We start from the raw sequence: 11,380 nt of genomic DNA on the forward strand, positions 1-11,380 counted from the left end.
ACGGGGACGGGCGTGAGGCTCATCGCGCAGTTTCCGGGAGATCGAAGGTGCCGGATTTTCCACCTGACTTGTGGACGAGCCTGATGCCTTCGATCCGCATCGCCCGGTCGACCGCCTTGACCATGTCGTAAACTGTGAGGCAGGCGACGCCGACAGCGGTCAACGCCTCCATCTCGACGCCGGTCTGTCCCTTCATCTTGACCTCAGCGCTCACGCGCACCCCGGGCAATGTCTCGTCCAGGGTGAGGTCGACGCTGATCTTGCTGATCAGCAGCGGGTGACAGAGCGGGATCAGTTCATGCGTGCGCTTGGCGGCCATGATTCCAGCCAGGCGCGCCGTGCCAAGCACGTCGCCCTTCTTGGCGTCGCCATCGCGCACGATCGCCAGGGTCCCGGGCTGCATGACGACACAGCCCTCGGCGACAGCGATGCGCGAGGTCTCCTCCTTGTCGCCAACATCGACCATATGGGCCTGGCCGCTGGCGTCGAGATGGCTGAGCTTGCTCATGCTGCGCTGCGCGCAGAACCGGTCAGGAGATCACGGGTCGCAGCGGCGACATCGTCCTGCCGCATCAGGCTCTCGCCGACGAGGAAGGTGTTGACGCCGGCGCGCTGCAACCGTGCGATGTCGGCATGACTGAAGATGCCGCTCTCGCCAACGATGATGCGGTCCGCGGGGACGCGCGGTGCAAGTCTCTCGGTGACGGCGAGATCGACGGCAAAGCTGCGAAGGTCGCGATTGTTGATGCCGAGCAAGGGGCTGTCGAGCTCGAGGGCGCGATCGAGCTCAGCTTCGTTGTGAACCTCGACCAGCACGTCGATGCCGAGTGACTTTGCCGCCTCGTTCAGCGCGCGGGCTGTCCCGTCATCGACGCCGGCCATGATGATCAGGATACAGTCGGCGCCCCAGGCGCGAGCCTCGAAGACCTGATAGGGGTCATAGAGGAAATCCTTGCGCAGGGCGGGCAGGCCGCTTGCCATGCGCGCCTGCTGCAGGAATTCCGGCTGTCCCTGGAAAGAGGGGGCATCGGTCAGTACGGACAGGCAGGCCGCGCCGCCATCGGCATAGGCGCGTGCCAGCGATGGCGGGTCGAAATCGGCGCGGATCAGCCCCTTGGACGGGCTGGCCTTCTTGATCTCAGCGATCAATGCAGGCTTGCCGGCCGCGTGTTTCGCGGCAAGAGCGGCCGTGAAGCCACGCACGGGGCCGGCAGCCAGGGCGCGCTGCTCGATCTCAGCCTGGGAAACCGCGGCCTTGGCAGCGGCGATCTCCTGGCGCTTATAGGCCTCGATGCGGGCGAGGATGTCGCTCATGACGTCCTCACGCGTTCGAGCTGGCGATAAGTGCGGTCAGCGTCGCCTTGGCCTTGCCGCTGTCGATCGCCGAGGTCGCGCGGGTGAGGCCGTCGCGCAGATCACCGGCCTGACCGGCCACGACGAGCGCGGCGGCGGCATTGAAGGCCGCGATATCGCGGAAGGGCGTCTTCTTGCCGTCGAGAACCGCGCGGAGCGCCTCGGCATTCTGCGCCGGTTCACCGCCGCGCAGATCCTCGGGCTTTGCACGGGCCAGGCCGACATCGTCCGGGCTGATCGAGAAACTCTCGATCTTGCCCTTTTCGAGCGCGACGACGCGGGTCGGCCCGGTGGTGGTGATCTCGTCAAGGCCGTCAGAGCCGTTCACGGCCCAGATGCGGTCGGAGCCCAGAGCAGACAGCACGCGCACCATCGGCTCGAGCCAGGTCTCTGAGAAGGCGCCGACGAGCTGCCTCTTGACACCGGCCGGGTTGGAGAGCGGCCCGAGCAGGTTGAAGATGGTGCGGGTGCCGAGTTCTGTGCGCACCGGTGCTACATGCCGCATCGAGGCGTGATGGGTCGGCGCGAACATGAAGCCGACGCCGGCCTCGGCGATGCAGCGCTCCGTGCCCGCGGGCTCGAGCCCCACCTTGACGCCGAGCGCGGTGAGCACGTCGGCCGCTCCGGAACGTGACGAGGCGGCGCGATTGCCATGCTTGGCGACCGGCACGCCGCAGGAAGCAGTGATGATCGCGGCCAGCGTCGAGACGTTATAGGAGCCCGAAGCGTCGCCGCCGGTTCCGACGATGTCGATCGCGCCGGCCGGTGCTTTTACCGGCAGCATCTTGCCGCGCATGGCGCTGACCGCGCCGGCGATCTCCTCGACGGTCTCGCCACGGACGCGCAGCGCCATCAAGAAGGCGGCCGCCTGCGCATTGGTGACCTCGCCGGACAGGATGGTGTCAAAGGCATCGCGCGCCTCCTCGCGGGAGAGTGAGGCGCCGGTCGCCACCTTGGCGATGAAGGGTTTGAAATCGTCCATGGGTTCTTCGACGTCAGGCTGTTTCGGAAAGGGCGGCACGGTCCTGTGTCTGCGACCATCGTTCCGCCAGGCCGAGGAAATTGCGCAGGATCGTCGCACCCTGTTCGGAGGCGATGCTCTCGGGGTGAAACTGTACGCCATGCACCGGCAGGGAGCGGTGCGAGAGCGCCATGATTTGCCCGTCTTCCGTCGTGGCTTCGATCTCGAGTTCGGTCGGGCAGCTTTCTCGTGCCACGATGAGCGAGTGATAGCGCGTCGCCTGGATCGGCCCGTTGATGCCGTGAAAGAGGCCGCGGGCGTGATGGCCAATGGTCGAGATCTTGCCGTGCATCGGCAGCGGCGCGCGCACGATCTCGCCACCGAAGGCCTGACCGATGGTCTGCAGGCCGAGGCAAACGCCAAAGATCGGCTTCCTGTCGGCACCCTGGCGTACGAGGTCAAGGCAGATGCCGGCCTCGTTGGGGGTGCAGGGGCCTGGCGACAATACGATTGCGTCATGCCCTCCCCCCAGCGCCTCTTCGACGGCAAGGGCATCGTTGCGGCGAACCTCGACCTCCGCCCCAAGCCCGCCGATCAGGTGGACAAGGTTCCAGGTGAAGCTGTCGTAATTGTCGATCAGCAGGATACGCATTGCCGCTAACGAGATCTCCGGTCGCGATGATGGCAAGGTGGTCATGCCCGTTCGGGGGGCAAGTGGTCAAGTTATTGTCGGATCGTGGCTCCATCGCGATTGCGCTCGCAGCTCCGCTGGCGACAAGATGGCGGTGAAGAGACCGCGCAATCTTGCAGGGGCGTTCGGGTGTGGGGCATGGCGATGTTGCGTCGGGCCAAGGCGATCAGGCACGTGCTGCTGGCCTCCGCGCTGCTCGGCCTGGCTGCATGCAATTCCGGGGAACGACCGCAAGCTCTGCCCGCGGAAGGCCTGTCGACAGCCGAGGTCGCCGGATTCGGCACGATCCGCTTCTGGGGGGATGCGGTCGTCCCCACCACAAGCAAATATGTCGATATCCAATACCGGCAGATCGCCGCTTCGGGCTGTGGCAAATGCCAGGCGGCCGCAACATTTCTTGCGATTTCAGGTGGGAGCGGAGAGGGGGCCTATGGCGCGGGTTTCCTGAAGGGCTGGAGCGCGCGCGGCGACAGGCCTCAATTCGAGGTCGTCACCGGGGTCAGTACTGGCTCGCTCGCTGCGCCCTTTGCGTTCCTCGGCTCGCACTATGACGGCGCCCTGGAGGAGATCTATACGCGCTACGGCGATAACGAGCTCTTTCGCAGCAAGGGAGTCCTCGGACTGTTTGGCGAGTCCCTCTACGACACGACGCCACTGCGCCACCTGGTCGAACGCTATGCGACCGAGCAATTGCTCGATGAAATCGCTGCCGAGCACCGCAAGGGCCGCCGTTTATTGGTCCAGACCACCAATCTCGATGCTCAGCGGCCAGTGATCTGGGACGTGGGCAGCATTGCCGCGAGTCAGCGGCCCGACCGGCAGAAGCTCTTTGTCGATATTCTGCTTGCTTCGGCAGCCATACCGGCGGTCTTTCCGGCCGTGCGCCTCAATGTCGAGAGCAACGGCAAGGTCTTCGACGAGCTTCACGTCGACGGCGGTGTCACCTCGCAGATCTTCTTTGCCCCACCGGGGCTCGATCTCAACGGGGCTGCCCGGCGCAATCTCGGTCAGGAACGCAGTCTCTCGCTCTATGTCATTCGCAACGGCAAGCTGGAGCCGGAATACAAGGCCAGCACCCAGACGGTGGCGGGGTTGGCCACACGCTCGATCTCGACGCTGGTGAAATACCAAGCGCTCGCCAATATCGCAGCGATCTCGGAGATGGCGAAGCGAATGCACGCGCGCTTCTCCTTCACCGCCATTCCCAAGAGCTTTCAAGGCAATCAGCGCTCCGAATTCGATACGGAGTACATGAAAGCCCTGTTCCAGCGCGGCTATGAGGAAGGTCGTAGCGGCAAGGCCTGGGAGACACAGCCGCCGCTCTCGCCGACGCTGGCCTCTCGCTGATCGCCAGCCTCTAGCGCCCCGTCGGTGCATAGGGCGTTCCAGTGCCGGATATAGGTCGCAAGCGCGTTGGCGATGACTGGGACCTCGCGTCCCGCGGCGTCGATCCAGGCCGACGGTGCTTCTGCCAGCCAGGAAATCGGCAGGTCGGGATCGAGTGCCTTGCCCTTGCTCGCCGTCATCATACCTGCCAGGAGATGTGTGCGTGGAAGTGCGAAGCTGGCGGGCAGGCGGCCGGCCAGTGCCCTGTCGAAATAGAGACAGGCGTCGAAATCGATCGCGTGCAGCGTACCGCCGGCCCCGCGCAGGAGATTCGGATTCGAGCGCGGCCGGTCGACATTGTGCAGGAAGCAATCCGCCTCCGCGATCGCCAGGAGACTCGCCGCATCGTCGGGGCCAAGGTCCGCGGCTGCGACCGGCGCGGTGTTCGGGATGAAAGCAACGCCGAGATTCCAGCCAAAGCTGCGCTGGATCATCTCGTCGAATTCGTCGGTGCCGACCATCCATGGGAAGCTGTGCGGCAGCAGCAGTGGTTTGGCATCGGGGACCGGTGCGCCGAGCAGCTTCGCGAAGCGCAGGGCAAGGAGCTCGATCAGCAGGCCACGAGGCCCTGGCCCGGCGCCGGCGAGCTTCAGGACATGCAGCCTGCCGTCGGTCGTCCGAACCAGGCAGGGGCGTGTGCTCGCATCACTGAAGACCCGCAGGATTTCGACGACCGTAACGGCTTCGTCATCCCGGGGCTCCGGCGAGGCCACTATTGTCCCCGGCCAGCGCGCGCCGCGAACCGGATTGCTTCCTCCGCTGCCTTGAACAGGGCCTTGGCCTTGTTGATGCATTCGAGCTGTTCGGAGGCCGGGTTCGAATCATAGACGATGCCGGCGCCGGCCTGGACATGCATGCGGCCGTCCTTCACCACGGCGGTGCGCAGCACGATGCAGGTGTCCATTTCGCCATTGGCACCGAAATAGCCGATGCAGCCGCCATAGGCGCCGCGTGCGTCATGTTCCATCTCATCGATGATCTCCATGGCACGCACCTTCGGCGCTCCGGAGACGGTGCCGGCCGGGAAGCCCGCGGCGAGTGCGGCCAGCGCATCATGCTGCGGGTCGATCGCTCCCTCGACATTGGAAACGATGTGCATGACCTGGCTGTAACGTTCGATGAAGAAGGAATCGGTGACCTTGACCGAGCCGATCCGTGCAACGCGGCCGACGTCGTTGCGGCCAAGATCGAGCAGCATCAGATGCTCGGCCCGTTCCTTGGGGTCGGCCAGCAGTTCCTCGGCGAGCGCCGCATCCTCTTCGGTCGTCGCGCCGCGCCGCCGCGTGCCGGCGATCGGCCGGATGGTGACGGTATCGTCGCGCAACCGTACCAGGATCTCGGGGCTCGAACAGACGATCTGAAAATCAGCGAAGTCGAGATAGCACAGGAACGGCGCCGGGTTGACGCGCCGCAGCGCCCGGTAAAGCGCAAAGGAGGGCAGGGCGAAGGGCGCCTCGAAACGCTGCGACAGCACGACCTGGAAGATGTCGCCGGCGCGGATATAGTCCTGCGCCCGCGCCACCATGGCGTGAAACTCGGCCTCGGTCGTGTTGGAAACGATGTCGGGCTGCGGCAGCGCGGCGATATCGATGTCGGCTTCCGGGGGGAGAGGACCCTCGAGGATATCCGTGACCCGGTCGAGCCGCTCCTGGGCCCGATCGTGGGCGACGCGTGCGGCAACGCCCGGTTGCTGGCGGACGGGCGTCACGAGATGGATCTCGTCGCGCACGGAATCGAACACCACCATCAGGGTGGGGCGGGTCAGGATCGCGTCGGGGACGCCGGTCCCGGTGTCCTTTGGCTGCGGCAGTCGCTCCATCAGCCGCACCATGTCGTAGCCGAGATAGCCGAAGACGCCGGCCGCCATCGGTGGCAGGCCATCCTCGTCGGGGATAGCGCTCTCGCCGAGCAGAGCCCGCAGGCTCTCGAAGGCGGGGCGCGGATCGGCGACGAAGGCCTCGCCCAAAGCCGGTCGGCAAAGCGAAGCCTCACCGCGATGGCAGCGCCAGATCACATCCGGCTCGATGCCGATCATCGAATAACGCCCGCGTACGGCGCCGCCCTCGACCGATTCGAGCAGGAAACTTGGGCCGGACGTGGCGTGCCTCAGCTTCATGAAGGCGGCGACGGGCGTCTCGCAATCACCGACCAGGACGCGCCGCAGAAGCTGCGGCGCTCCCGCGTCATACGCCTCCGCAAAGGAGGACAGATCGGAGGGCGCAGACATCAGTTCTGCGCGCCGCCGGTGGCGTTCCGGAAGGCCGTCTCGTTGACCGTGACGCCGAGGTTGCTCTGCAGTTTCGCGACATACTGCGCGAGGATATCCTCGCTGACGCTGGAGCCGAGCAGGCGGGCAAAATTCTCCGCCTCCTGCGTCGTCCGGGCATAGGGCGGTACCGTCGCCGAAACGACCTTGAAGAGGACGCGCCCGCTGTCGTCTGCGCCCAGCGCCGAGTTGCTCTTGCCGACAGGCGTTCCGAAGATCAGGCTGATGACATTGGCGGGCAGCTCCGGCTTCTGGTCCTGCCGGCCGAGCTCCGCCGCCTGTTCGACAACCAGGCCGGCCGAGGCGGCCACGGCATCGAAGGCCTCGCCGGAATCAAGACGCTGCACCAGTTCGCGGGCCTTGGCCGAGAGCTTGCTCGCCACCTCGTCTGCCCGCCATTGACGCTCGACCTCGCCCTTGACCTCGTCAAAGGTCCGCTCGCGCGAGGGGTCGATCTTGGTCACATCGAACCAGACATAGCCCGTGTCGCGCGGCAGGCGAATGGCCTCGTTATCGACGCCGATATCCGAGCGGAAGATGGCGGGAAGCGTGGCGTCGCCGCCGGGCAGGGGCTGTGCCTGCGTGCCGTCCGGCTTGCCCAGGCTGGCATCGACCGGGCCGACCGTCAGCAGGGGCAGATTGAACTCGCGTGCGATCTCGGCAAGCGGCTTGGCCGCGGCCCGTTGGTCCTCGATCCGGTCATGCAGGTCCGTGAGCTGGCTCGTGGCCTTGCTGGTCGCGACGTCCTTGCGCACCTCGGCAGCAACCTCCTCAAAGGGCCGGATATGCTCGAGTTCGATCGTCGGGACGCGGAGGAGCACCGAGCCGAAGGCGCTGGCGACCGGAGCGCTGACGGCTCCCTGGGCAAGCGCGAACGCGGCCTCGCGCACGGCCGGATCGAAGACCTGATTGCGCGTGAAGGTGCCTAGCGTCAGGTCCTTCTCGGCGACATTGCGCGCGGCGGCGATCGCCTCGAACGCTTCGCCGGCATCGATCTTCGCCTTGGCGGCCTGCGCCTCCTCGGCATTCGGGAAGGTGATCTGCTGGATCGTGCGCTTCTCGGGGGAACCAAAGCGCTGCGCCTTGACCTGCTCATAACGGGCCTTGGCCTCTTCGTCGGTGACCTTGCTCGGGTCGGCCAAAGCTTCGGTCGAGATCGTCAGCACGTTGGCGCTACGGAACTCGGGAGCCCGGAAACTCGCCTTGCGTTCGTCGAAATAGCCCTTGAGCTGAGCTTCGGTCGGTGCGGCGATCTCACCGGCGGCGGCCGGCGGCAGCTTGGCGAATGTCACTGCGCGGCGCTCGTTGCGCAGGCGATGTCCCAGTTCCTGCAGCGCGACCGGAGCGGTCACGCCGCCGACCACCATCTCGGCGATCTGTTGGCGCAGGATCGTGGCGCGCTGCTCGCGCACATAATTCTGTTCGTTGAGCCCGTTCGAGCGCAGCAATTCGTTGAAGCGGGCCGGCGAGAAGTTGCCGGAGGCATCGCGGAAGACCGGGTCCTGGAAGATCAGGTTGCGGATGGTCTCGTCGGAGACCGCAAGCCGCATCCGGCTCGCGGTCTGATCGAGCACAGCCTCCGTCACGAGGCGCGAGAGCACCTGGCGGTCGAGCCCCAGCGCGCGCGCCATTTCGGGAGTAATCGAGCGGCGCTGCTGGCGCGTCAGGTTCTGGACTTCGTTCTGATAGGCCACGCGCATCTGCTCGAGGCCGATCTCGGTCTTCCCGACCTGAGCGACAGAGTTGCGTCCATACCCCCGGAAGATGTCGCCGATGCCCCAGATCGCGAAGGACAGGATCAGAAATCCGAACATCACTGTGATGATGAGCTTGCCAATGAGGCCCTGACCCGCCTTGCGGATGCGATTCATCATCATGGGGTCGTTCTTTCCCTCTCCGGCCGCATCGCTGCGACGCGAGCCTTCGCGTTTTGTGGCGCTGCTTATAGGAACCGATCACGCTGCCCGCAATCTTCACCGTGGTSTTGCCGGCTGATTGCGGCGCGTTGCGGGCGTTGGTAGAGCCCGGAGCGAGAGAAGAGGAGAAAAATGGTGACGCGCAGCATCAAGCCGTTGGTGGCAGGCAATTGGAAGATGAACGGGCTCAAGGCCGAGCTTGCCATCGCAGCCGAGGTAGCCAGGGGCTATGACCGGGAGCTGAAACACGCTGTCGATCTCGCCATCTGCCCACCGGCGACGTTGCTCTTTGCCATGACGGCAGCCCTGACCGGCTCGCGTATTGCCTCGGGCGGACAGGATTGCAGTGAGCAGGAAAGCGGCGCGTTCACCGGGGAGGTCTCCGCCGCCATGCTCGCCGATGCCGGCGCCGGCTATGCCATCGTCGGTCATTCCGAGCGCCRCACCCTCCACGGCGAGACCAATCCGGTCGTCAAGGCCAAGGCCGAAGCGGCGCAGCGCGCCCTGCTGGTCCCGATCGTCTGCGTCGGCGAGACGCAGGCCGAGCGCGCAGCCGGCAAGGCGCTTGCCGTGGTCAGGAAACAGCTTCGCGGCTCGGTCCCCGATGCGTCGACGCCCTCGACCCTCGTCATCGCCTACGAACCGGTCTGGGCTATCGGCACCGGGCTGACCCCGACCGCCGCCGACGTCGCCGAGATGCACGAGGCGATCCGGAGCGAACTCGGCAAGCTCCTGGGCAAGGCGGCGGCCGCTGGTGTGCGCTTGCTCTATGGCGGATCGGTCAAACCGTCCAACGCGGCCGAACTGATGAATGTCCCCCATGTCGACGGTGCGCTCGTCGGCGGCGCCAGTCTCAAGGCCGAGGACTTCCTCGGCATCGCACGCGCCTGCCGCTGATCCATGCCGTCGCGTTGACGGCGGCATTGCACGAATGACGCAATTGCCGGGTGGTGCACCCGGCAACTGCATGCTATGTGCGCCGCCGAGCCCGCAATTGGCGGACATGCGGCGCGGGGCACCTTGTGGCGGCCCGCGTCATACCTATTTCGTGGGATCATGCAGAACGTTCTCATCGTCATCCATCTGATCATCGTGATCGCGCTCGTCGGCGTGGTCCTGCTGCAGCGTTCCGAGGGCGGCGGCCTGGGCATGGGTTCGGGCGGTGGCGGTGGTGTCGGCGGCTTCATGACCGGCCGCGGCCAGGCCAATGCCCTGACCCGCGCGACGGCTATCCTTGCCGGGCTCTTCTTCCTGACCTCGATCGCTCTGGCGATCATGGCGACCCATGGGCGGACGCAGCGCTCGATCATCGACGGCGCGCCGGGAACGACTGCTCCCGCGGCACCGAACGGTCCAAGCGCTCCCAACGCCGCAGGCGGCGTGCTCGACCAGTTGCGCCAGATGCAGAATCAGGGCGGCTCACAACCGCCGACACCGCCGGCAGCGCCGCAGCAGTGACGAGGACAGGGCAGGGGCCGGGAAACCGGCCCTTCTCTTTTGGGGAAGAGCTGGCGGAAGTCCGGCCCTTCTCCGTTGTGGACAAGCATAAACAGCAGGGCGGGTCTGCAACGGCGCGCTTAGCGAATCGAAACCCTGGCGTTAAAGGTGATCTCCCATGACGCGGTACGTTTTCATCACCGGCGGCGTGGTATCCTCGCTTGGCAAAGGCCTCGCGGCGGCAGCTCTCGCAGCTCTCCTGCAGGCACGTGGCTATACGGTCCGTCTGCGCAAGCTTGATCCCTATCTCAATGTCGATCCGGGCACGATGAGCCCGTATCAGCATGGCGAGGTCTTCGTCACGGATGACGGGGCCGAGACCGATCTCGATCTCGGGCATTACGAGCGCTTCACCGGCAGGCCCTGCAACAAGGGCGACAACATCACCACCGGCCGCATCTATATGGACATCCTGACCAAGGAGCGCCGGGGTGACTATCTCGGTGCGACGATCCAGGTCGTTCCGCACGTCACCAATGCCATCAAGGAATTCGTCCTCACCGGCAATGAAGACTATGACTTCACGCTGGTCGAGATCGGCGGCACGGTCGGCGACATCGAGAGCCTGCCCTTCCTCGAATCCATTCGCCAGATCAGCCAGCAGCTGCCGCGCGGCCAGTGCATCTTCACGCATCTGACGCTGCTGCCCTATATCCCGACGGCCGGAGAGCTGAAGACGAAGCCGACCCAGCATTCGGTTGCGGAGCTGCGTTCGATCGGCATTCAGGCCGATATCCTGCTCTGCCGCACCGACCGCGAGATCCCGCGCGAGGAACGCCGCAAGCTCGCTTTGTTCTGCAATGTCCGCGAAACCGCGGTGATCGAGGCGCGGGACGTTGCTTCGATCTATGACGTGCCGCTGTCCTATCATGCCGAAGGGCTCGACACCGAGGTTCTGGCGGCGTTCGGCCTGGACGCCGGCGAAGCGCCCGATCTGAGCAACTGGCGGCGCATTTCCGAGCGCGTGAAGAATCCCGAGGGCGAAGTCACGATCGCCATCGTCGGCAAATACACCGGCATGAAGGACGCCTATAAGTCCCTCATCGAGGCCCTGATGCACGGCGGCATCGCCAACCGGGTCAAGGTCAATCTCGACTGGATCGAATCGGAGGTCTTCGAGAAGGAAGACCCGGCTCCCTTCCTGGAGCATGTCCACGGCATCCTGGTTCCCGGCGGGTTCGGACATCGCGGTGCCGAGGGCAAGATCAAGGCGGCGACCTTCGCCAGGCAGCGCAAGGTTCCCTATTTCGGCATCTGCTTCGGCATGCAGATGGCGGTGATCGAGGCGGCCCGTTCGCTCGCTCAGATCG

At 65.5% G+C, this 11,380-nt stretch carries 11 protein-coding genes; 4 read left to right on the forward strand and 7 right to left on the reverse strand.

All coding sequences use genetic code 11. The features are described from left to right. Nucleotides 1-19: 19 nt before the first annotated feature. Genes moaC through AC1D34_RS26220 form a run of 4 tightly spaced genes read right to left on the reverse strand, consistent with a single transcriptional unit; the run spans nt 20 to nt 2,966 of the window. Nucleotides 20-508, reverse strand: a complete 489-nt coding sequence (moaC, locus tag AC1D34_RS26205) for a cyclic pyranopterin monophosphate synthase MoaC (RefSeq protein WP_441505546.1) — start codon at nt 506-508, stop codon at nt 20-22. Then, nucleotides 505-1,314 carry an indole-3-glycerol phosphate synthase TrpC gene (gene trpC, locus AC1D34_RS26210; protein ID WP_476775403.1) on the reverse strand — a complete coding sequence of 270 codons (810 nt, stop codon included), beginning with the start codon at nt 1,312-1,314 and terminating at the stop codon, nt 505-507. Before trpC ends, moaC begins: the two co-directional genes overlap by 4 nt. A gap of 7 nt (nt 1,315-1,321) precedes the next feature. Next, nucleotides 1,322-2,335 carry an anthranilate phosphoribosyltransferase gene (gene trpD / locus AC1D34_RS26215; protein WP_476775402.1) on the reverse strand — a complete coding sequence of 338 codons (1,014 nt, stop codon included), beginning with the start codon at nt 2,333-2,335 and terminating at the stop codon, nt 1,322-1,324. A 13-nt stretch (nt 2,336-2,348) separates the two neighbouring features. Beyond that, a complete protein-coding gene (locus AC1D34_RS26220; RefSeq protein ID WP_476775401.1) occupies nt 2,349-2,966 on the reverse strand; it encodes an anthranilate synthase component II in 618 nt (205 codons plus the stop codon). Between the two features lie 177 nt (nt 2,967-3,143). On the opposite strand from AC1D34_RS26220, the gene AC1D34_RS26225 reads away from it, so the two are divergent. After that, the gene (locus AC1D34_RS26225) at nt 3,144-4,352 is read left to right on the forward strand and encodes a patatin-like phospholipase family protein (protein WP_476775400.1); all 1,209 of its coding nucleotides are present in this window, start codon (nt 3,144-3,146) and stop codon (nt 4,350-4,352) included. On the opposite strand, the gene AC1D34_RS26230 is transcribed toward AC1D34_RS26225, so the two are convergent. The 3 genes from AC1D34_RS26230 to AC1D34_RS26240 are packed head-to-tail and all read right to left on the reverse strand — an operon-like array spanning nt 4,280 to nt 8,534. Next, nucleotides 4,280-5,104 (reverse strand): HipA family kinase, encoded by an 825-nt coding sequence (locus AC1D34_RS26230; protein WP_476775399.1) that lies wholly within the window; start codon nt 5,102-5,104, stop codon nt 4,280-4,282. The genes AC1D34_RS26225 and AC1D34_RS26230 overlap by 73 nt on opposite strands. Continuing rightward, nucleotides 5,104-6,618, reverse strand: coding sequence for an anthranilate synthase component I (gene trpE / locus AC1D34_RS26235; RefSeq protein WP_441505552.1), 1,515 nt, complete (start codon nt 6,616-6,618; stop codon nt 5,104-5,106). The genes AC1D34_RS26230 and trpE overlap by 1 nt, the downstream gene beginning before the upstream one ends. Beyond that, a complete protein-coding gene (locus tag AC1D34_RS26240; protein WP_441505553.1) occupies nt 6,618-8,534 on the reverse strand; it encodes a peptidylprolyl isomerase in 1,917 nt (638 codons plus the stop codon). The genes trpE and AC1D34_RS26240 overlap by 1 nt, the downstream gene beginning before the upstream one ends. A gap of 171 nt (nt 8,535-8,705) precedes the next feature. Between AC1D34_RS26240 and tpiA the strand changes: the two genes are divergently transcribed. From tpiA to AC1D34_RS26255, 3 genes are all read left to right on the forward strand, one after another. After that, entirely contained in the window at nt 8,706-9,470 is a 765-nt protein-coding gene (gene tpiA, locus AC1D34_RS26245; protein WP_476825767.1) for a triose-phosphate isomerase, read from the forward strand. Nucleotides 9,471-9,629: 159 nt separating this feature from the next. After that, on the forward strand, nt 9,630-10,031 hold the full coding sequence (secG, locus tag AC1D34_RS26250) for a preprotein translocase subunit SecG (protein WP_441491803.1): 402 nt from the start codon (nt 9,630-9,632) through the stop codon (nt 10,029-10,031). A gap of 157 nt (nt 10,032-10,188) precedes the next feature. Continuing rightward, nucleotides 10,189-11,380, forward strand: a 1,192-nt coding sequence (locus AC1D34_RS26255; RefSeq protein WP_476825768.1) for a CTP synthase, incomplete at its 3' end; no start/stop codon positions are given.

The sequence above is a fragment of the Allobosea sp. P1_A7 genome (genome assembly GCF_056406775.1).